Origin of the sequence: Rhizobium sp. BK418 (assembly GCF_004341105.1) — a bacterium.
GTDB lineage: Bacteria > Pseudomonadota > Alphaproteobacteria > Rhizobiales > Rhizobiaceae > Rhizobium.
Genome location: NZ_SLZK01000006.1, coordinates 1 through 22,089 on the forward strand (window position 1 = coordinate 1; position 22,089 = coordinate 22,089).

At 52.9% G+C, this 22,089-nt stretch carries 19 protein-coding genes and 1 pseudogene; 2 read left to right on the top strand and 18 right to left on the bottom strand.

The features are described from left to right. Positions 1-89: 89 nt before the first annotated feature. From EV281_RS22155 to EV281_RS22190, 8 genes are all read right to left on the bottom strand, one after another. Positions 90-1,961, bottom strand: coding sequence for a hypothetical protein (locus tag EV281_RS22155; RefSeq protein WP_132656316.1), 1,872 nt, complete (start codon positions 1,959-1,961; stop codon positions 90-92). 11 nt (positions 1,962-1,972) lie between these two features. After that, positions 1,973-2,824: a hypothetical protein gene (locus EV281_RS22160; RefSeq protein ID WP_132656318.1), complete on the bottom strand. Its 852-nt coding sequence runs from the start codon at positions 2,822-2,824 to the stop codon at positions 1,973-1,975. Next, positions 2,821-3,603: a hypothetical protein gene (locus tag EV281_RS22165; protein ID WP_132656320.1), complete on the bottom strand. Its 783-nt coding sequence runs from the start codon at positions 3,601-3,603 to the stop codon at positions 2,821-2,823. Before EV281_RS22165 ends, EV281_RS22160 begins: the two co-directional genes overlap by 4 nt. Before the next feature lies 1 nt (position 3,604). Continuing rightward, positions 3,605-4,975 carry a Coenzyme F420 hydrogenase/dehydrogenase, beta subunit C-terminal domain gene (locus tag EV281_RS22170; RefSeq protein ID WP_132656322.1) on the bottom strand — a complete coding sequence of 457 codons (1,371 nt, stop codon included), beginning with the start codon at positions 4,973-4,975 and terminating at the stop codon, positions 3,605-3,607. Position 4,976: 1 nt separating this feature from the next. Beyond that, positions 4,977-6,227, bottom strand: coding sequence for a polysaccharide pyruvyl transferase family protein (locus EV281_RS22175; RefSeq protein WP_165911941.1), 1,251 nt, complete (start codon positions 6,225-6,227; stop codon positions 4,977-4,979). Beyond that, the gene (locus tag EV281_RS22180) at positions 6,200-6,796 is read right to left on the bottom strand and encodes a class I SAM-dependent methyltransferase (protein WP_132656326.1); all 597 of its coding nucleotides are present in this window, start codon (positions 6,794-6,796) and stop codon (positions 6,200-6,202) included. The genes EV281_RS22175 and EV281_RS22180 overlap by 28 nt, the downstream gene beginning before the upstream one ends. A gap of 260 nt (positions 6,797-7,056) precedes the next feature. Further along, the gene (locus tag EV281_RS22185; RefSeq protein WP_165911942.1) at positions 7,057-8,055 is read right to left on the bottom strand and encodes a glycosyltransferase family 2 protein; all 999 of its coding nucleotides are present in this window, start codon (positions 8,053-8,055) and stop codon (positions 7,057-7,059) included. 279 nt (positions 8,056-8,334) lie between these two features. After that, positions 8,335-8,715, bottom strand: coding sequence for a hypothetical protein (locus EV281_RS22190; protein ID WP_245508336.1), 381 nt, complete (start codon positions 8,713-8,715; stop codon positions 8,335-8,337). Positions 8,716-9,162: 447 nt separating this feature from the next. Between EV281_RS22190 and EV281_RS22195 the strand changes: the two genes are divergently transcribed. Beyond that, positions 9,163-10,503 carry an O-antigen ligase family protein gene (locus tag EV281_RS22195; RefSeq protein ID WP_132656329.1) on the top strand — a complete coding sequence of 447 codons (1,341 nt, stop codon included), beginning with the start codon at positions 9,163-9,165 and terminating at the stop codon, positions 10,501-10,503. Positions 10,504-10,756: 253 nt separating this feature from the next. On the opposite strand, the pseudogene EV281_RS22200 reads toward EV281_RS22195, so the two are convergent. Further along, a pseudogene (locus tag EV281_RS22200) lies at positions 10,757-11,335 on the bottom strand (NAD-dependent epimerase/dehydratase family protein); the annotation flags it as partial. A 443-nt stretch (positions 11,336-11,778) separates the two neighbouring features. Here EV281_RS22200 and EV281_RS22210 point away from each other — a divergent pair. After that, the gene (locus EV281_RS22210) at positions 11,779-12,000 is read left to right on the top strand and encodes a hypothetical protein (protein WP_132656333.1); all 222 of its coding nucleotides are present in this window, start codon (positions 11,779-11,781) and stop codon (positions 11,998-12,000) included. A gap of 210 nt (positions 12,001-12,210) precedes the next feature. Here the strand turns inward: EV281_RS22210 and EV281_RS22215 are convergent, their stop codons facing one another. From EV281_RS22215 to wecB, 9 genes are read right to left on the bottom strand one after another with little or no spacing between them, the layout of a single operon-like run. After that, positions 12,211-13,494: a glycosyltransferase family 4 protein gene (locus EV281_RS22215; protein WP_132656335.1), complete on the bottom strand. Its 1,284-nt coding sequence runs from the start codon at positions 13,492-13,494 to the stop codon at positions 12,211-12,213. Further along, positions 13,487-14,623 carry a glycosyltransferase gene (locus EV281_RS22220; RefSeq protein ID WP_132656337.1) on the bottom strand — a complete coding sequence of 379 codons (1,137 nt, stop codon included), beginning with the start codon at positions 14,621-14,623 and terminating at the stop codon, positions 13,487-13,489. The genes EV281_RS22215 and EV281_RS22220 overlap by 8 nt, the downstream gene beginning before the upstream one ends. After that, positions 14,623-15,765, bottom strand: coding sequence for an N-acetyl sugar amidotransferase (locus EV281_RS22225; RefSeq protein ID WP_246698355.1), 1,143 nt, complete (start codon positions 15,763-15,765; stop codon positions 14,623-14,625). Before EV281_RS22225 ends, EV281_RS22220 begins: the two co-directional genes overlap by 1 nt. Then, a complete protein-coding gene (locus EV281_RS22230) occupies positions 15,762-17,003 on the bottom strand; it encodes a hypothetical protein (RefSeq protein ID WP_132656339.1) in 1,242 nt (413 codons plus the stop codon). The genes EV281_RS22225 and EV281_RS22230 overlap by 4 nt, the downstream gene beginning before the upstream one ends. 8 nt (positions 17,004-17,011) lie before the next feature. Continuing rightward, on the bottom strand, positions 17,012-18,199 hold the full coding sequence (locus tag EV281_RS22235; RefSeq protein WP_245508338.1) for an N-acetyl sugar amidotransferase: 1,188 nt from the start codon (positions 18,197-18,199) through the stop codon (positions 17,012-17,014). Continuing rightward, positions 18,190-18,945, bottom strand: coding sequence for an AglZ/HisF2 family acetamidino modification protein (locus EV281_RS22240; protein WP_132656341.1), 756 nt, complete (start codon positions 18,943-18,945; stop codon positions 18,190-18,192). Before EV281_RS22240 ends, EV281_RS22235 begins: the two co-directional genes overlap by 10 nt. Further along, positions 18,939-19,568 carry an imidazole glycerol phosphate synthase subunit HisH gene (hisH, locus tag EV281_RS22245; protein WP_132656343.1) on the bottom strand — a complete coding sequence of 210 codons (630 nt, stop codon included), beginning with the start codon at positions 19,566-19,568 and terminating at the stop codon, positions 18,939-18,941. Before hisH ends, EV281_RS22240 begins: the two co-directional genes overlap by 7 nt. A 15-nt stretch (positions 19,569-19,583) precedes the next feature. Then, complete coding sequence (locus tag EV281_RS22250) at positions 19,584-20,984, bottom strand: oligosaccharide flippase family protein (protein WP_165911943.1); 1,401 nt, start codon at positions 20,982-20,984, stop codon at positions 19,584-19,586. Positions 20,985-21,010: 26 nt separating this feature from the next. After that, positions 21,011-22,087, bottom strand: coding sequence for a UDP-N-acetylglucosamine 2-epimerase (non-hydrolyzing) (wecB, locus tag EV281_RS22255; RefSeq protein ID WP_132656347.1), 1,077 nt, complete (start codon positions 22,085-22,087; stop codon positions 21,011-21,013). Positions 22,088-22,089: the final 2 nt, after the last annotated feature.

The window sequence follows — 22,089 nt, forward strand, 5'->3', positions numbered from 1 at the left end:
CAGCGACAATCACGATGATACCGTCGCCGACGATCGCGACACCAGAATCTCATCCAGATTGTCGCGCTGATCTCATCCAGATTGTCGCCCTACACGCGTGGCCTGACAAAGACATCGGGCGCACCCGGCAAGCGCTCGAAATGGGTCCAGTTTGAAAGCAAGTAATGGTACAACCGGGTACCGCTCCACCACATCTGAATGTTGCTGTCCAGTACGATAGCATCGATTGATGCAGCGTCCAAGGCTAAGCGGATGGCACTATCGTTCTCCGCCCCCGTAATTCGAACTCCCTCGTTGGTGAACACATACTGCAGATTCCCCGAGCAGGTGTAAAATCTACCAACGTTATCGACTAACACCCGCCTCGGATTTAACGCTTGAAGTTTCGAACACGTCAAATTCTGTGATTTCACCGACGTATTGACGGCAAACACATCCTCTTTCTCCTTCGGAACCTGCGCCCACCAAGCATTTAAAACGACCGCTCCCGCTAGGAAAGCTAGAAGGTCGCGACCGCGGGTATTTGCCAAACCGAGACGAACCACCAAACATTGGCGGATAACCTCAAAGCTGAGCATAATGACCAACAACGCATAAAGCCCGAGGTGAAATCCGTAGCGAAAGTTGGCGACAAAAGCCCCCGCCAGACTGAGGCCGTCGAGATGCAGCGGCATGAACCCTATAAGGATCAGCGAGACCAAGAGCACGGATATCATCCCGCACCAGAGTAACTCGGTGCCGCGCAGCAATCTCTTCCTCGCGATCCGAATCGAGACCATAACCCCGGCCAAAGCTACAGCTATTGCCCAGTATGGGGAGATCTGTGCGTACTCGAGATTTTTGAGCGCGAACTCCATAAATGACGGCTCGACGGCGAACGGGGTCGTCGTCTTGAGCGCTTGGATCTGATAGGGGTCAGCGTAGAATGGGTACGTAAAGCCCAGGTTAGCCGCACCGGAGCCAAAATAACGCAGGTAACTGATCACGGCCGCAACGAATAGTGTGGCAGCAAGTACCCACGTCGATGGCATCGTAAGTATGGCAAATCTGTATCGCGCAAACAGCACTATGTGGCATCCCGCCAACAGTGCCGTTGCCAAAACGATACCGATAGAATGGCCTAGAAGCACGCCGAGTGCCGCTAAGAGTTGAAGCCCGACCAGTCTCAATCCCGCTTTCCTGGCCTCTTGCTCTAATACAAGGCCGGCAAGAACAATGGCCGGTCCAATATAAAACGCATCGCGAGAAAGCCCCCTGATCTCGTTCGACCACAGAGCGCTCATCGTAATTACTAAGCCCGCGGCAAGCCCTATCGAGATTCCTGCGCGCTTCCCGACAATACTCACGGCGGCAGAGAGGACGCTTAAAAATGTCAGCCCAACAAGAAGCTTGGGAATAAAATCGTTCCCATATCCCGCAGGGGCCTCAAACAGAAATCCCCAAGCCAGATACAATGAAAATGACAGACTATGAGGGTGAACAACCACTGGATGGCGATAGTTGAACGGGTCGGAAAATGACTCCGATCCTTCACGCATTATCCGACTTAAGTCGCTAGCCTCCGTCAGGTACAGGGTTATATCGTGCGCCGAAAAATCGGTAGCTGCCCACGACCAGATTGTTACCAAGAACGGAAGCCCGCAAAGGACGAGCGCCAACGGCACAAGGTTCCACCTACCGGCGGGTATACGGAAAGCAATTCCGCTGAAATGCCTGATGCCGCTGCCGGCCAACGCAAGTGCTGCAAGCAAGGGCAAGACGATGAAAATAATCCGCCCTGGCATCCAGTGCGAGAGGATCATAAAGGAGGCGTAGGCAACGAGCGAAATGAAAGTTGGCGCTAGCGCAACACCAAGCAGCACCCGCGAGATGTCGAAACCGCCATTCCTGTTGCTTCCGAAAGAAATCCCCAACAGCGAACAGACAGAAACAACCAGCACAACGAAGAGGAAAAGACTCATGCTCGGCTCATTTATTTTTCCGGGACTGCATATGGCCGCAATAGCGTTGGCACAAACACCAACAGGTCAGCCACAATCCAAACAGCTCGATGCAAGAGAGAGAGCTCGATGAGGTTTTGAACGCTCAGATCCCCAGTTCGACTTGCCAGGAAGCCAACAACGAGTTCGCGCACACCAATGCCCGATGGAGCGAAAATTGCAAGCGTTCCCGCAGCAAAGCCGACGTTGAATATCCCGGCCAATTGAGCCCAGAACGCCTCCGCGTCTGGAACCACCACTGCAAAGCTTAATCCGAACAATATCCAAGCGGAGACCTGCTGCAGTGTTATGATGGTGGCGTCCTGCTTTGTCGCCATTGGCACGACTAGGTTGCTGAATCCGTAAATGAACAAAAACGCGGCAACGCCGCAGGTAGCCCATGAGATCATCGAGAACTCGCTTACCGCAATAAACGATGCTCCACTGGCAAAACTGGCAACGATCAAAATCCCGGTCTCGGCGAGGAGGAGCTTTCCGCCTTTTGTAAAACCAATACCTGCGGTACGATAGATCGCTAGCCTGCTTGTGAGCCCCCATATCCCACCCGGAATGTATTTCGCTATATCGGCCCTAGAGTAGGCATACCATGCGAACGCCAGCCCCCTATCCTCGCCCGATGAGCGCAAAACGCCTCGAACAAGCAAAATTACTAGGATCTTTCCCGCGATTATAAGCGCTAAGGAAAGAACGAAGGTACTCAGAGAGATATGCTCGGCGATGTATTCGAACGATAGCTTTTGCGATTTCAGGGCCAAGACCAGAAACGCGACGAGAAGCAGAAGCCAAATTCTGGCCGCCCAGCGCTTGATAACGGCCCTATTCAAGTCGAAACACTGCGAAAGAGCTTGATCGCCCTCTTCACGCGCGAAATCGCAATATCTTTGCATAACGCGAACGCATATTTGCCCGGGGACGAATTCCAACGTTCGGGATGTGTGGAGATATAGACCGGATTCCTGTAGGAACGCAGCCAAGTCGGAAATTCGTTGGCCGAAGGCGGCGGCGACCAGCCGCGCGATAGGCCAACGCGATCCCGAAAGTTTTCAGCAGCTGAGGCATTCCATCGACCACCGGTGTCGGTGAAGTAAGCCAATTCGATCGTAGCAAACGAAAGCGACGCGTCTGCCTTCAGGTCAAATTCACCAAGGTCTCTTCCGACAAGCAGTTCCTGGTTATGAAAGCGGCTAAGGGGCGCGCCGTGCATAGCCACGGTGCTGCAAGGGGCAATCTGTCGGAGATTCGACAGGTTTCTCTCAAACGCTGACAGGGCTGCTCCTCGATCGCCTTTCATGGCGGAAAGACACTCATAATGGTAACCAGTTTCGTGCCCCAAGTTCGCGACGAGCTCGATCTGCTTAGCGGGAAAGCGTCCGTCTCGGGTGCAGCGGAAATAATAAGTGGAGCTCACGCCTGCGGCCTTCTCCAACTCCGCCATAGTAACAGCGCGATCGGCGAGCCTATCAACATCATGGCGCAGCACTAGTTTCGAGCCGGATTTGTCATCCGGGCCCGCTTCAAAAAACTCTAGGACGCCACAAGGTATTCGTCCGCTCTTTTCGATGGTGCCGAGCAGTTCTTGGTACTCGGACAGTAAAAACGACATTCTACTTCCCTCGCGCGAGCTTTCCCAACCTGTTCAATAGAACCCTTACTGAGAAGGTCAGAAAAAGATACTCGAAAATCTGAAGGGGCATATAGAATGGCCTGAGCCATTTGCGCTGACGGACTTTGATCTTGATCAGGTCGACGAACGCGTAGACGTATTGATGCCACGTCTTATGGTTTTGCAAGCCTTTATAGATAGAAATCTCAGGCGGCTTCATGCCTAAGAACGAAGCCACCTTTGAATAGAGAAGCGCCTGCCGTCGATTTTCTAGAGTGTACCCCTGGCTCTTGACCAGTTCATCACGCGATAACGGCTCAAGGACAACGGCGCTCGCCTCGACTGCATCGTTAATGATCTCAAGGCCCTTTTTGGTTCGCGCGATAACTGCCGAATATCCGGGCGAGCCATAGCTTTTGAAGCGAGGCAGGTGCGGGTCCCCTACGGCGATATCCGCAAAATCCGCAATTTGATCAGGACATATCCTGCAGCGAGGCAACATCCAATAGCCCTGGAATGAAATGACGTAGCGAAGGATATTCCACCGTGAGTTATTCATGATCCGCGGAATGATCTTGGGGGCCGCCCCATCCGTAGTCGTTAAACGGATCTGGCCTGGCCAAGCACCGTCGCGGTAATCGATGTCATCCACAGCCTTCGGATCGGTCCCAAAGTTCTCGATATACTTCCCGATTCCAGAAAACCTGTTGATGCCTCCACAGAAGAGCCCGATCAACGCAACACAACGGTCGCGTACGTCCGGCCTCGCCATCATCACTTCGCGCATCGCTGCGATTTCACAAGGCAGACCGACAAATGCAAACCGATCCGAAGAGTCTACCAGTGCCGGAAGCTGTGACCCGTAATTGATGGGGTGATAATGGGAGCCCATGGCTTGTCGAATCTCATCGCTAGATCGCGCCAAGACCGCCTTTCCATGCTTAGGATCTCTGCCTGCGCTGCAATAGGCAACGTCGATCTCCCCGCGGGCGAATAGGTGATCGAGCAATGCTGTCGTGACACCTCCCGAGGCAGCTGCCTGCCGTACCGAAGGGTCGTGGGCATAGCCGGCGGCGATAAGCAAGCTTTCGCCGACAAGTGCGTCGTCGGGCTGCCTGTTGAACACCGCTTGAGCTACTCCTTGCATGTCCATTTTCGCGCCAGGGCAGACACGTAATCCCGCCGCAGCCTCATTGATCAGGCCATTTAACGACGGAGTCCAAATCTCTTCTTCTGTCGAGAAGGTCATATCGATCCGCGCGGTGGTTTCGCTACGAGCGACATCGATTTGACAGAAACCGCACCCAATGCACTGCCCGTTTTTGACAACGGAAGGAATTTGATCGGTCGAGATCGTTCCCAGTGCACTCATATTAAGCGCCCCCGACTACGAGTTTGATCCCGTCGGTTGCCTTGGCGCTCACGTCGGCTGACACGAGTTTCATCTGATCATGCAATTTGTCGCGCCGGATTAGCATTTCAGAAAGCATCGATATCAACCGCTCGGATGTCAGCTGAGAGTAATCCATTGTGAATTCGCTCATTCCGAACGGCTCGGCGGCTTCAGCATATTTGTGGCTCCAACCAACGGTTACGACCGGAATTGATTGGCTAAGAGCAGCAATCATTGAATGGAACCGTGAAGCTATAAAAACAGCCGACTGGCCGACAAGAGCTCGGGCAAGACGCGGATTGCCTGAAGGGTCAAGGATTGGCACCGAGTACCCGCGTTCGCGTAGGCTTTGCTGTATGCGTCTTGCTACCGAATGGTCATCGTTCTTACGGATCCCGCTGTCGATGGAGTGCGGCAGCATAGCAACGCGGTTGCCACTGGCGATCAGTGACGCGAAGGTATCGGTAAGGACCGACACCATATCGACGCCCGCGTCCTTGCAGTGAGCCAAGACAACCGCACTGGGCGAGCAAACGATGAGTGGACCGTCATTCGTGAAGCCGCTCTGTGACTTTATGTGATCCTGGGCCGCTCGCTTGACACTTTCGTCGATTTGCAACGCAAAGCTTGTATCGGGGCAGAACTGAGCGTTGGCAATGCCGAGTTGCTTCAGGTGCATGAGTGACATGTTTCCGCGAGCTGCGACCGTGGCACAACGCCGCAATGTCCACTTCGCCGCGAAAGCATTCAAGCGGCCACGAAACGGTCCCATCGCCTGAGAAAGTTTGTAGACCGGGGTTCCGAAGAAGAATGCCGGGAGAGCGACAGCGACGTTGTAATACAGTAGTGGGATACCCCGCCCATCGACGAACGCGATGCCGGACAGGTCGGCAACTGCGTCGGCTGCGGCAATATCTTTCAGCAGCGGCAGTTGGGCCAACGTGTTGCGTACCGGCCGGATCTTTCTCAATGGCCAGAACAAAATGCATAGTGGTACGGCTAGCAAAAGCAGATACCGGTAACCGGACGACACTAGTCGGGTCGTATCCGGCCCAACTTGCTTCCGATCCTTTTCGGGCAGGATGCTGGCAAGTGCGATATCGTCAAAGTAGGGACGAAGGACGTCTTCAACGGCGCAAAGCATTGCTGTCCCGCCAAGGTTTCCTGTGCGCGTTACGCCGGTAATTACAAGTCTCATTGCACTCAAACCGTTCTTCTGAAGGTTACGCACGCTATATCCCTGGTGTTCAGGGAAACTGGAAAGGCAGGAACCGCCTTCCCCAAGAACTCGGCAAACGAAAACAGTCCGACGCTGCGGAATGCCTTTGAGCAAAGGAAATTGGCCGCAACTTTTTTGCTGGGAAGCTCGAAGCCTACCAGCTCGAACCCCTCCTTGCGTCCCAGCACCTCAAGCGACCTTCTGCTAAAATATTGAAGATTTACGGGTGGTATCATAAGGGGCCAGAAGCGCTTCAAAGCCTGGGCGACAAAGCTATCCACCATTGGGACCGTCACAATGAGAGTTCCATCGGCCTTGAGCATGTCGCGGCACTTCGCCAGGACTCGCCGCGGATCCCTAAAGCCAGCGAGTACGTCCCACAACGTGATGACGTCGAAGGTGGTTTGATCATCCTCTTTGGCAAGAAAGTCACCACTTTGGATGGGAATGCCCCTCGAACGCGCTTCTGCCGCAGCTTCCTCAGACAACTCGACGCCTTCGGCCGAAAACGCGGCCTGAGCTGCCTCAACGAAAGCCCCTTTGCCGGCGCCAATATCCAACAAACGACCAGACAGGCCCATGGAGGTTAGCCACTGTACCCTCTGCCGGGCATTGACGTAAATGGGGGCGCTCAAGTCATTCGTGTCTTGTTGAGTCGAGTGATGGAAGCCGTCGGAATATATTTCGGCCAAATACTGATCGTCTTGCCTCCCTACAGCCACACCATGACCGCAATTCGAACAGGTGTAGATCCGGTAATTTTCATCTCTCGCTAAGTAAGGGGTGTTCAGAGAGGTGAAAAAACGAGTACTTGATGACCCGCAAATGGGGCAGTTCGTCACTATTTCGCCCCCTTATGCACGAATAGCCATTCGTTATCGCGGTAGTCCATCTCGAATGATTGAAGCAAAAGCTGGATAGAGACCATGCCGCTCATGCCCCATAAAATCGTCGCAGTCTGCGGAATGATGCCAGTGAATGCCGTTTTAAGCAGTATATAAATCAACAGTGCCACGTTACAGATAAAGCCAACGAAACACACTGCATAAAAGATGATGATGGGGTGGCCGTTCGCCACCATATACTTTTGAAACATCCGGCTTAAAAACAGACGTAGCAAAAGCCGCAACAGTGGCCACGCGATCAGATGCGGGCGCATATGCGAACTCCATTCCGGGCCGTATACGGCTCTGATAGGCACATCCGCAACACGCATGTTGGCGATGTTCAGCCTAACCAGATAGTCGTTCGGACAGCCGTATCTGGGATAACACTTCGACCAATCAACCGCCAAAAGCGCACGTCGATTGATTGCTGTGTACCCGCTCTGACTGTCGCTTATGTGCCAATAACCAGAGGCGATCTTCGTGAAGACCGAGAGCATAAGATTTCCGAACAAACGGTGCTTCGGGATCTCGGATATTTGACCCCGGTGACCAATAAATCGGTTCCCTTTCGCGTAATCACAGATATCGCTCGCAACTGGCTCAACAACATTATCGAAATCCGCAGGGTCCATTTGGCCGTCGCCTGCCATTACTACGGCAATATCTTCTCCACTGGCGATGACCCGCTCGTAGCCCGCGACTATCGCACCTCCTACGCCCACGTTCTTCTTCAAGTCGACGAGGACAACGCGGTGATCGCGCTGAGCGTATTCTTGGACAACTGTGGCCGTTCCGTCCGTGCTCGCATCGTTAACGACATAAATCCTTGTCGCTCGCTCCGGGACAGCCGCGATTGTGCGACCAATCTTCTTCTCTTCGTTGTAAGCGGGGATCACTACCGCGATGGATGGACTTTTGACCAACGAAGGCCCCAATATTTGATCTGCCTGCAATTGTTCCCCCATAAGCCCACGCGAAATAGCTTGAACAACATACTTCGTTAGGGGCGATACCGAGTCGCGTTCAAGCTGTCCATGAAGTTTTTGAATGTGACCCGGTTTTTAACATCCTTCATTCGATCGACCGATGCCGCGCGGAAGAAAGGGATTCGAGATACAAACACCCCATCTGATGCGGGAAATTCCGCAGGAGCTTGGTGTGGATTGCGATTTATGGCGCTATTGCTTCTATATTAAACATCCCTTACCATCCACCGAACGAGCATGCCGTCCTTACCCGCCGTTTTGGACCGAGGACAGCCTCTCCCGCTCCGTGCGATCTCTGAGGTCGAGTAGGATATCTCTTATGCCATAGACCGAGCCCTGCGCGGTCTTCATTTCATCGATCTGCCGCTGCTGGTCTACAAAGCGCTTGTCGTAGCTACCGAACACGCTATTCAGCTCCTCCCGCGGCACCTGGGCATTGCGAAGTTCCTTCACGCTCGCATCTGTTCGTGCTCGGTCTTCGGCTCCTCGCGCCGTTCGCCACTTCATCTCTTTCTGCGTCACCATCTTGTCGGCAAGGATGCCCACAGACTGCTTCAAGTCGCTGGCTGCTTCGCGGATCGGGAGATAGGCCAAGCCGCCGAGCATAGCGGCGAAAGTGAGCGCCACGCCAGCGCCTACCATTGTGGCTTATTGCACTCAGCCAGATTCGTCGACAGTGCGACGATCGAGGCTCGCGGTTTCGTTCGCAAGCGAAGTGACGGCAGTGTCGATGTTCTTGAAGCCAGATCGCACCTCGGTTCCAAGATCCGTCTGCCGGCGGCCGAGGTTAGTAACCCGCTCGCGGAGCATGGTTTGTCATGATTAGGCGCACGGCTGTTGGACATTCACCGTCATCCCCTGCGCTAAGTCCAAGGCAAACATTAGTCCGGAAGCTGTTGCCCGCGCCAAGAGCCTTTACGGTTAGGAACAATCTGATAGAGCTAGGGCCGAACAGTCACGAACGGCGATCGCGACGAAGCTCGACTACCGGCGGCAGAAATTCAAGGGACTGCGCCGCTCCGTCACGCATCTGCTTCGCGCCGCTGATTATGCTAGAAGGGTACAGTATTCTCTATGGTAGCGAGCGAAGAGCCGATTGCCACGCCCCCGCGCCTCAAGCCCGTCCTTGTCATCCTGTGGCTGCTGTTGATATCGGCTCCCATTGTGGAAAGCGATACCTATCGCTATGCCGCATTGCTGCTGATCGGCACGACTTTCGCGTTTTTCAAGCCGAATTATCAGCTGCTGAAGCGTAACTGGCTGGCGAACGCCTGCGTTGCATGGGGCACTTATGCGCTGCTGCGCTTCCTTTTTGGCCTGATCGTCTACGGCGAGAAGGGCGCATCCGACTGGCTCTACGCCTTTCCGCTGTTCTTCCCAGCTGTCGGCATCGCGCTTTATTGCAGCCGGAAGCATGTCGAAACTGTCTTTGCGATCTATTTCCCTGTGGCACTTGCCGCCTTGCTGATCTCCACCGACTACCGGCTGATCCTTGCAGGCAACGACCGTATTTCGCCGCTTTACCACAACAACCTGATCCATGGCGCGATTGGTTGCGGCTTCCTGACGATCGGTGCCTTTTACTGGCTGCTGCACGCTTGGGAGACTGGCAAGCTCGCGCGCCGTTCCGGCAGCTGGATCTTTGTCGTTGCGACGCTCGTCATCGCGCTCTGCCTTTTCAACATATATGGCTCCAAGGCGAAAGGCGTCTGGCTGAGCCTCGTCCTCGTCGGGCCTCTCATGCTCGCCTCGCTGCTGCTTTATGCAGACAGACGCCGGGCTGCTATTGCGGGTCTGGTCATTTTGATCCTTGTCTCCCTTGGGATCTGGGGCGGCTGGAACAGTATCTGGACATTTGCTGGTCCGACCTTTGAGGCTGCTGCAAGGATCCCTGCTGAGATTTCAGCACGCGGCGGACTGTGGAACGCTGTTGCAGCAGCTATTGCTTCGAGCGATACGCCGAACGCAATGAGTGAGCGGCTGCAGCTCTGGGCGAATGCTTCGGAAGTGATTGCCCAGGCACCTCTCTTTGGGGCCGGCAATCACTGGCTTACGATCTGGGGCTCGACCACCTATGCCAGCGTGCCCTATACGCTGCTTCACAACGGCTACTTCGAAATGCTTGTCCGCCACGGGCTCTTTGGCATCATCGTTTTCACCGTTCTGGCGGTCGCCATGTATAGACGGGTGCTGGCCGCCAGGAGGGAAAAGCTGATCAGCCTCAGCGCATTGCTGGCCTACACCATGGTCACGCTGTTTTTCCTCGGAACGATCCTGTCCAACTCTAACAACCGGTTGGCGATCGGCGAATCGTTCTTCTTCGTGTTCTCCGCTGTCGCATTTGCCTGCGGGATCATGTTGAAGAAGAATCTCCCGAAAGAACAGCATCCAGAAAACCACCATCATGAAGCGTAATTCGTCGGCCGTATCGTATGCAGATCGTACCACCTTCGTGGTCAGCGGGGGCCGTCCACCACATTAGGTCAACAGCTGGCCTAAGATCGGAAGCAAGGAATAGGAGTATCGATGGACGAACGGGGAAGCATAAGAGCGGTTTTGATCGCAATCTTTCTGGTCGCTGCTTTCATCATGGCTATCTACATCGCGCAGAACACGGGTCTCCTGGCAATAGAATAGAGCGCTATGAAACTCACTCGAAGTTCTGCCGTTAAGCCACAACGTTTTCTTTGATCGCCTTTCTGGTCGAGAGCACATCGACACCGAGCCGCGTTCGCATCATCGAGCTGTCGATTTGAAAAGAGCCGTAGAGCTTTTCGATTTCCCTTCGTTTACCAAAAACTGATGCCACAAAAAACAAGAGCACTTTCGGAACGTAAAACAAGCGTACACGCACGCCCGCAGCTTCAGCAAGCGCCATTGCTATCTCGGATATCGTCAGGTCTTCGCCGTCAGACACCAAGAAAGTAAGTCCGGCGACGTCAGGGGCAACGGAAGCAAGATGAATTATCTTTGCAAGGTGAGAAACATGAAGAAGGCTTCGTTTGTTGCGAATGCCAGCGAACGGAAGCGGCAAATGACTCTGAACAAGCTTGTCCAGCCGCTCGAGATTTCCAGGATTGCCTGGTCCATAGACCAGAGTGGGTCGCAAAATGACAAGTTCCATTCCATGAGCGGCGCAAATGGAGGCTAATTCTAACTCAGCCTTATATTTGCTTTTGGCATATTCACTCGAGGGCCGCGGAGCATCGATTTCGGTGAACGGCGCCGACGACGTCTCGCCCATTACACCGGCAGAACTTTATAAAGACGAAACGCTTGATTCCCATCGCCGCTGCGTTCTTCGCCAGCTTAACACTCGCGTGAACATTGATCTCTTCAAACTCAGATACTGAATCGCTGGATCCCTCTTTGGTCTTGTGCGCCCTCGCTGCAAGGTGAACAATGACCTCGCAGCCGTCCAGGTAAGAACTCCAGTCGGAAATCTGAACAATGTCGCCGACGACCTTATACTCAACCCGCTCGCGCTTCGAGAACCTTGCGTCAGGCGCTACACGCACCGCTGCCCGTACACAGAACCGCTGTTTCAAAAAATAGTTAACCGCCGAGCGACCGACAAATCCCTGCGCGCCAGTGATAAAGACCCGGTTTGCCCCCCACAGAACCCTCCTTCTTAAAACGCGGCAAGAAAATCGGCTTTGGCTAGTGAGCCTTTTTCTACGAGATGGAGGAATGGCTGATTGTCAGACGAAATCGCATCGCTTTCTCGTCAGTCATAACTCATCTTTCACCCCGCGCAGCAGCCATAAGCAGATAAAAGAAGCAGAAGAAGCTGAGAATATAATCGAAGCTGATAGCAACCAATATGACGAGTGCCGGGATGACAACCCCAACACTCGTGTCACTGATAAAACAAAAAACGCCATAGAGAATTGCGAGCAAACAAGCGGCTAAAAACCTTCGAAAAACCTTAATCAGGCAAGTCCTCCACCTGGTAATCAAATCTTCAATGGCATGATAACTGACGCTTCCGCAGTTACCCACAGCACCCGCGAACGATCCTTAGACTTTTCGCTTCTGCGCAATCATCCTGGAAATGGGCAGCCGCTTCTGTGCACTTAACCGTTTTCAACCATATCTGCATCAACGAATTAGGAAATCTGATCAACTGCCGCACGACGCCCGCGGAGGATCCGGTGACGGCCCGTGCGGATTCAGAAGTTCCCTGTAAGCTGCCGCCAATTGATCATAGCCATGCCTACGCTCGACATAAGCCTTACCATTCTGCCCCAATGCGGCCAGATCGATGTCTTGAAGGGATGAGAGTTCTCGCAGCGCAGCCGCTATGGCCGGAACGTCGCCAGGATCTACTGATATTCCGCATCCAGCCTCAGCAACAGGATCATTTCCGGCACGAACAGCGAAGATTACCGGAAGCGCCGCGAGCATGTAATCAAACAGCTTATTTGGGCTGACCCCAAATCGGAGAATCGGTTCGGGACGCAGTGATATGTACCCAATGCTTGCATCCGCGAGTAGCGATTGTACGTCGACCTTGGGGACCTGCCCAAACAGCGCAACAGTTTCTTCCAGAGCATTGGAAGTGATCAACGACTTCAGCTCGTCTTTCTCTTCACCTCGACCGACGATTATTGCTCGAACTTTGTCGTAACCTTTTGAACGTAGCTCGATGATAGCTCTAATGAGTGTTGTCACGTGATTCGGTCGGCCTAGGGCGCCAGCATAAACAACAACGCAATAGCCTTGCGTGCGCCAGAATCTCGCCAGAGTCACGCACTCCGGTTCCTCCGTCCAGCTACGCGGCATATTGCTCAGATCAACGCCGTTTGGAATGTAACGAAATCGCTCGGGTTCTAGACCCCGAGCAATCATATGTGGCGCGGCCGCCGGCAAAAGCGAAACGACTGCGTCTGACCGACGATACGCAAAACGCTCAAGCCGGCCTGTGAGCAAAACCATTGGATGCCATGCGCTGACACCCCCAAGCTCCACCATGCTCAGTGGCCAAATATCACGAACCTCGAAAACGCACTTTGCCTTGTACTTTCGTGCGAGCCACCAGGCCGAAAGGAAAGTGTAAGGATGCGGGGAGGACGCAATGATCACTGATGGCCGCCCATGCCGATGAGCGATCTGGTGGTGACGGGTCAAGATTTTCCACCCCAGCGCAAACATGTTGAGAATCCGATGAAGACCATTCCCCCGATACGCTGGCGTATCCATGAACTCGTAGATGGCTCCATCGACCTCCTTCGTTCCTGCGGCTTGAGGCTGGTCAAGGAGATGATGGTTACAGGCTGCGATTACGACACTGCTCACGCCAATCTTGCGCCATTCACGTGACAAATGATAGGGACGATCGTAGCGGCCAATGCCAGGGCCGCCGGCATAGGGGTGGATATACCAGATGCAGGGATTTTCAGGCACGGGACGTCGCTTTGTAGGCCTCAACTAGTTTTTTCTTTTCGCTCTCCCATGAAAGGGACCGATTGGCCTGCGCAACTCCGCGCCCGCAACGTTCAATCGCCTGGCGGTCGATGGACGCAATCAGATCAATAAACTCAGCCTCAGCCTTTGGTGCAACCCAGCCGCAAGAATTTTCCTCGACGAGACGGCGTTGCTCTTTCAGAGGGTTGACGATGATTGGCAACCCAGCATGTAGATATTCAAAGATCTTATTTGGCAACGAATAATAATGTGACAGGCAGGAATTGTCCGTAAGACAGATCCCGACATCGGCGGCCTTCGTATAATTAAGGACCTCGGATGGTTTGACCGAGGGTATGAGGTAAATGTTTCGGTATCGTGAAGCGGCATCAGCGACCAAATCCTTCAGAGGCCCACTCCCCATGCACACAAGATTGGCTTCAGGCAGTTTCGCAAATACTGCGAGTAACCTCTCAATACCGCGACCTGCGATGAAGCCTCCCTGGTAGATAAATAGGACCTTGTTCTTATCCAGGTTCAGGCGCTCAATCGAGACTGGTCTCTCTGCCGAGTCGTCGACCTTAAACTGCGGTATATTGCGGACTATGGTAGGACGAGTGAGATTATATTCCAACGCATACCAATCGGCAATCGAGTCACTGACGACGAAGATCATATCGCAGCGGCGAATGAAAATTCGCTCAATCAGCTTCCCAAATTTTTGGCGGAAACCCTTGTAGCCCGATGTTTCCGTTTCTAGCTCGTGTGTGTCGTAGATGAGTTTGGCACCGGTGATGGCACTTACCACGGCACAGAGAGGAAGTACCGCCAAGCTGTGCGCATTCACTGCGGCGACCTCCCTCCCTTTCACATATGAAAGTACCCTTAAAGACCACTCGATATTTTTGCTCAACTTGGCAACAAAGCCGTCGCGATTTGAAAGGAGCTTTCTGGACAAACGGACTAGCGAACGCTTCGCGTCCACCTCCTCGCGAGCCGGCAGTCCCTCTGCCGCGACACCAAGCACTTCAATACTATCGAATATACCAGCCTCCGCGAGCGCGTCTGTAATGCGTAATATCCGGCTCTCATGCGTAAGTGGCGATGGGTATATATGGATATTGAGCATCAGACGGATTTAGCCCGGTTCCTCAGGTAGCTACGCAGCCCAGACAGTCCCTCAATGAAATTATTCCTGTTCGAGTAATCCGTGTGCTTCTTGTTCGGCTTGTCGATTAGGTGCTGAAGCTGGCCCCGATCAAGGCCAAATTTTTTCACTACAAAATCCATGTCTTGATCGAGATCGTTGTCGGCATAAGGGTTTTTCACCAATTCAACGATGCCCTGCTCGCGGCTGAGCTGTCCAGCACAGACGAGCGCGGATAGATGCGCACGCCGCTTGTCAAAACCGAATTTCGTGGGCAGATAGTAACCCTGATACCAGCGCGTATAGATAGACTCGTAGTGTTTTCCGCCGTAGTACTGCCAATTAAGCTCTCGTTTCATAGTCTGGACAGCTTTGGCCTTATCGTACTCAACGTAGTTGAGCAGATTTACCATTTTATAGCTTCCCGAAAGAATCCTGGCAGAGAACGATGCCAGTGATACCTGAGGGAATGTTTTCAAAGGAACACGACCAAACTGCCGGTGGATCGCGCGAATATGATGCAAGTCGTGGCTGTAGTAAACCCATGAGATGGGCAGTATCCCTTCCGTTACCACATTGCTACCGTTGACAACATAGCGAACGCGGTTGCGGCGCGCTGTCTTCACTAATGTAGCAGTAATGGCGTGATCGGTTGGGATTTCGCAGTTGGGCACGGATGCTTTCAAGAACGAAAGTTGAAGATCACGGAATTCCTCCCAGTCGACAACATCAGTATGGAGATCGATTTGCAACCGATCAAGCGCATTTTTGATATTCGCGACGGCTAACTCCGAATTCCAGCCGTTGTCAAAATGCACTGCCAACGGACGAAGGCCCAATTGTTTGAGCTTATAAATCACAAAGGTGCTGTCCACTCCGCCGCTTACGCCGGCAATACAGTCATAGTCCTTTCCTTTGCCCTCTTTGACAATGCGTTCAACCAATGCCTCGAGAGCGAGCTCCGCTTCCGGGCCACGCCGAACCTCTTCGTCGACGCGAACGAAGTAACGATTGCAGTGATTGCAGTTCCCGTGCTCATCAAAGGCGATCTCGGGATCGGAGGTGTCCATCAGGCACCTGTTGCAGATCTGGTAGCGGCGGCTGCTGGAAAACTGGAGCATCATACCCTTAGAAGCCTAAAGAAGAGGATAAAGACGGTCGTGAAAACGATCCATCCTGATCCGGAGTTTATCGCGGTGAAGAAATTGGTCTCCATCATCGCGATGATGGCGGAGAGATTAAAGGGCACCGCCAACGGATGGCCGCGATAGATCAGAGAGACAATGGCATAGAATATGCCGCTCAAGATACCCGCGAGCACAAAGCCGGCGGCGCCAAAGTTTGCATATTCGGTCATGAACGACGCCGCGTTAAGGCTACCCTTCATACCTTGAGCGACGTTCTCAGGGTAGTACCTTCCATATAACTTTTCGGGAATATGGACATAATCGCACCCCAGGATCTTGGCACCCGGCCGATAGCCACAGCCCTTCTCCCGGCTCGAGACATCTCGATAGGCAGAAAACCATTGATCCATAACGCGAGCTGGGACAATCGCGACACGATCAAATAACGCATAACTCGCGGATGTGGATCTCCAGCCAGTCAACTCGGGCTGTAGCAGACTTTTATCGAGATCTAATGCACCTTCCTCAGCTGGAAATATATCGCCGAGGAATGCAAGATTTTGGCGAATAGACGGCGCTGAGACCGCGGTCAGAAGCCCCATTAGTAGAACTAAAATGCCTGTGTTAACAGCGACGGAACGCCACGCTTTCAAGTATATTGCCAGAAAGATCACAGGAAAAAGAAAGTATATGGGCAAGACTCGAACAAAGAGGGCGACGCAATAAAACGAGCCGACCGCGAGAATGGCCCAAAATATTTTTGAGCGATAGTAAAATGCAATTGCCAGGAGTGCGGGGCCGAGCGCCTTAACACTGTAGTCGCTAGCGTAGCGCATCCAGGGCGGCAGTGAAAAATATGCAGATTGGCGTATGATCGAAATCTTGATGTCGTCTTGCTGCCTGAACGCCTCAAGCACGGGAACGTATCCGAGTGTCCAAATATGGCCCACCACCTCGGCAGCGTATGCCAAAGTCAATATAATCAACAGCCAGAAACCCGCTTTAGTGTATTTAGCCGGATTGGCTTCCGCCGAATAAACTGGCAGTCTTACACGAAACAACCATCGCAGAGCCAGATATACAATCGCCGCGGTGAACCAAACCGCGAGTATTCCGAGAGGAAGACTTTTGCTGCCACCTTCGGACAGTTGGAATGCGGCGCTTATCGCCGCAAGCCAGAACATGGAAACGCTATAGAGTACGAAAACCGGGTTGCGTGAACGAACCGAAACCATGCCCTGTCCTACAGACGAGTGAACATGCGCTTCACCTTCAAGCCCATGTCAAACAAAGCTGCGTTCGATGCGTAATCAGAATATAGTCTGCTGGGCTGCGCGAAGATTGCATCAAGTTCCAGTTCTGAAACGCCTAACTTTTTGGCAACGAATGCTTTGTCTTGCTGCTGCAGATCACTGTCGTACGTTGGCCGGCCGAGTTCTTCCAATGCAGCCTCCCGTGACGCTTGACCTGAATTAATCAGAGACGATAGGTGCGCTCGCCGCTTGTCATAACCGAATTTTACAGGAAGATAGTACCCCTGAAAAAAGCGCGTGAATACTGACTCGTAGTGCTTGCCACCATAGTCGCGCCAATCCAATTCTTTGATAATAGTCTTTTTCGCGCTGAATTTGTTATATGGGAGATAGTTTAGAATCTTAACGGTCTTGATCCGCCGAACGTAGGGATACCAGATATATTGGCTAAAAAAGCCCATTGTCGGGTAGTCCCGAAGTGGAGCCCTACCGAACTTGCGGTGGATATCTTTCAGGTGCCTTAGGTCGCCTGACTGATGTCCCCATGCCGATGGCAATATGAATTCGGTTGCGTAGTTACTACCGGACAGGATGTACTTGATCTTATGCCGAGCAGCCTCACGATAGAGAATCGCTGGAAATGCATGGTCGGTGGGAATATCGCAGTTCGCGACCGATGCTTTGAAAAAGGCGAGCTGCAAATCGCGCATCTCGTCCCAGTTTACGACATGGGTAAAAAGGTCGATGTTGAGCTTCTTGACGATATTTTCAATGTTGTTTACTGCAAGCTCTGAGTTCCAGCCGCTGTCAAAATGAACAGCCAGCGGACGCAATCCGTGCTTCTTGGCCATGAAGGCGACGTAGGAACTATCGACCCCTCCGCTAAGCCCCATAATGCAGTCATACTCTTGATTGCGGCCATCATGCTTGATACGGTCCAGAATGACACCAAGCTCGCCTTCGCGCTCACCGCGATCGGCCTTATCGATGATGTTTCTGACCATGCGATCATAGCGCAAGCAGTGGCTGCAGAGCCCCTGGTCGTCGAAAGAAATTTCCGGATCGGATGTATCCATGACGCAACGGATACAAATCTTATAGGCTCGGTCACTGCCAGTGAGTGCATTTTCTGAAGTAGGCAAAGCAGCAGCATCGGCATTTTTCATTTCTAAAGCCATTCCAGCTCCGACTGGTCGGGGTAATTGATCAACACAGCTTTGTGTTTGCCGTGGAATACAAACATGCTGCCCGCAGCCGCAGCGGAAACATGAGCCTCCCCAATCGCCCGTTGCATGTGTTCCAGGCTACCAGCTCCGCCGCAAGCGATGACAGGGGTGTTAACGGAGCCTGTAATCTTTTTCAACAGGTCAATGTCGTAACCAGACATGGTCCCATCGCGGTCTATTGAATTGACGAGGATTTCTCCAACACCGAGATCGGCTAGGGCCGCCGCATAGCGGACCGGATCTTCTTTGGTGTTAGTCTTGCCGCAATTAATCCAGACCTCATAGCGACCCAGCAGCGTTCTTTTTACGTCAATGGCCGCAATGATGCTCGAACTTCCAAACGTGTCGCAGCTTTGTTTCACGAGCGTCCGATCGATAAAAGCCGCAGTATTTAAGCAAATTTTCTCAATCCCAATCCGATGCAGGCGGCGAACCTGCTCGATCGACGTGACAGCGCCTCCATAGGAGAGAGGCATGAAGCATTCGCTGGCAATATCCCCGATCAATTCGTAGTTCGGCTCTCGTTTTTCGGGCGTCGCGGTGATATCAAGCAGGATCAGCTCATCAACTTCCTTTTCATTAAATATCTTGACCGCATTAATGGGATCACCAACGTACTTAGGGTTCGCGAACCTGACGGTCTTGTAAAGTCCGCCGCCCCGGAGGAGGAGGCTCGGGATTATTCGTGCCTTCAGCATGTCGTAAATCTCTCTACAAAATTGCGGTAGACCTGAAGACCATACTTGTGACTTTTCTCAGGATGGAACTGAAGAGATACGACATTCTTTGACGCCAATGCGCTTGCAAACCTGTAGCCGTGCACGGTGGATCCGATCTCTATTCCGGGCTCCTCCGCAATCATGTGATAGGAATGGACGAAGTAGAACCGCATCGGCTGCGCAACGCCGTCAAAAATACCGCCGCCTTCGCCTTCTGGCGTCACCGAATTCCATCCCATATGTGGAACACGAATTTTCCGACCTTCTTCGGTATGTTTGAATCGGACTAGGTGAGCGTTGAGCCATCCGAAGCCGGGAAGCACGCCCTCTTCACTTCTTTTCGTCATCAACTGCGCACCAAGACATACGCCCAGGATGGGCTTGCGCTTTTCAATAACTTCTTCGTTGAGGACGTCATAAAGACCATAATCATGAAGGGTGCGCATGGCTTCGTCGAACGCACCAACCCCTGGCAGCACCAGCTTATCTGCCTTGCGCAGCGCTTCCGGGTCCCGTGAAACATCACACTTCGCGCCGACTTTTTTCAGCATATTGAGGACCGAGCCGACTGTCCCCGTGTTGTAATCCACAACAATGATCACGCCAATTTTCCTAGATTAGGTAAATGCTATCACGTCTTTTCGGCAGTTCCACGCAATCGCGAGAGCAGCTACCGCTGCTATAACAATCGCTGAGATTCCTGATACCAATGATGCTCCGCTTACCGCCTTCAGAGCCATGAACACAAGGTAAAACAGCGCAAATGCAAGCATACTTCCAATAATTGTGCTTTTAAGCTTTCCGAGGGGAAACTTCGCTATCCGAAAAATAGAGATGAGGTATGCGAATTGATAGATCGTATTGCTAACCGCGTAAGCGACGACGCCCCAAAATGGTGACGATGTGGAAGTTAGGACAGCAGCCAAAGCTACGATCATCGACGTATCTGCAATGATTTGGACCGCGAAGGATACGCCCTGGCGACCGTGTACTTCAAACAGGCGCTCAGGCCAACCTGTTTGTGTGGACACCCATGCCGCGGGCGCGAGCACCATCGCAAAAGCGCCGGCTTCACGCCAAGTGGAGCCAAAGACAACGCCGAAAAAATCATCTCCCCACGCGGCACAGAAAGCAAAGGGAGCCGCTGTCACAAGAAGTCCGGTTCTGATCAGCGTGACTGTCATATCGTGGAGCCGCACGGTTCCCTTCAGCGCCACAGCTTCACGATAGAACACCTGGCTCAGTGCATTCGAAATCAGTAATGTCGGCGCGAGCACGATCGTCCGCGCCATGCCATAAAGGCCGGCCGCAGACACCGCAGCCGTCGCGGAGAAGATCAATATCGGAGCTTCTCGCGAGAGGCTTCCTATGAGGCTATATGGTGTGTTGAAGACCAAGAACTGCCAATACCTCCTCACTGCACCGAGCATTTTGGAAGGCTCAAAGTGACGAAGGACTGAAAAAAAATCGCGCCCATGCTCTCGCAGCAGTCCAATCGTACCCGCCGCTTGACCAATCAACTTTGATATTGATAGTCCCAGCGTCCAGCCTGAGGCAATAGCGCCGAGAGCTAGCGCCGATAGAATGTAACTCACTTGATTTATAACGTTGCCGGTTGCGACAGTACGAAAACGTTTCGCCCGCGACGCGAACGCAGAGAGGATTTGGAATCCAACAACGCTGATCGTCAACAGCGGGAGGATCCATATCCACAACGCATCTCCAGGGTGACCGAAGGCTGAGGCAATACCCTCACCCCAGCCCAGAGCAACGAGACAGAATATGGCGGCCATGAGCGTCGTTAGGGCAAGGATGACGGCCGCAATGTCCTTAGCCTCGTCGTCATCCGGTGAAAGCACCATTGCCAGATCGAGCCGCAACGTGGCGGGCACGACGCATATAGTTGTTATTCCCATCACCAGTGTCTGCAGCCCGAATGCGTCGGGCGAGTAGAGCCTTGCCAAGGCAGGAGACAGAATAAGCGGTATCGCCTGAGCAAAGACAGTGCCTGTCAGCATAGCCAACGCGTTTGATCGGAAGCTCATCAGGAGCCTACAATTTCCGCAACAATCCTCTTGCTTGCTGCGCCATCACCATATGGTGCTGCGGATTGACGGCGTATCGGCGCGTTATCCCAAACGGCGTTTACGATCCTGTCGCGGGATGCGCCCGTGATCGTATTCCACCCAAGCTCCACGGTTTCAACCCATTCAGTTTCGTCCCGCATCGTGATGCAAGGCACATTATAGAAAAACGCCTCCTTCTGCACACCACCGGAATCGGTAAGAATGACTTTCGCCGACCGTTCCAAAGCGACCATGTCCAAGAAGGGCAATGGATCAGTAACCAGAACATCTTTCATATACTCTGACAGACCATACTGGTCCAAGAGCTTCCGCGTGCGAGGATGCAATGGAAATACGACCTTGATTTGCTGTGCGAGCTCTTCAAGGGCACGGATAATTTCGGTCAGACGCGCGCTGTCGTCGGTATTTTCAGCCCTATGACAGGTCACGAGGATAAAGTTCCCCGGCGACAAGTGATATGCGTCCAGCACCCTGGAATGCTGCGCCTTTTCTCCAAAAAACAGCGCTTGGTCGTACATAACGTCACCCACATTAAAGACGTTATCTGTCATCCCCTCTGTTTTGAGATTTTCAACAGCAGTATCAGTCGGGCAGAAAAGCAGTTTCGAGATCCGGTCTGTAACGACACGGTTTACTTCCTCCGGCATCCTCATGTTGAAGGATCTTAGCCCTGCTTCCACGTGCGCAACAGGAACGTGAATTTTTGCCGCAGCAAGAGCTCCTGCTATCGTCGAATTGGTGTCACCATAAACGAGAAGCCAGTCTGGCTTCTCGTCGAGAAGGACCTTCTCGATACCTGCCAGCATTCGGCCAGTCATCTCGCCATGCGTGCCGCCAGCCACGCCCAGATTATATCTTGGTTCTGGGATTTCGAGTTCATCGAAAAAAACCCGGGACATCTTCTCGTCGTAGTGCTGACCAGTGTGAATCATGACTTCCCTGACACCTTGATCAGCAAGATCCTGGATAACGCGTGATATTGCTGCTGCTTTGATAAACTGCGGACGCGCGCCCACTACCGTCAAAATTTTCATAT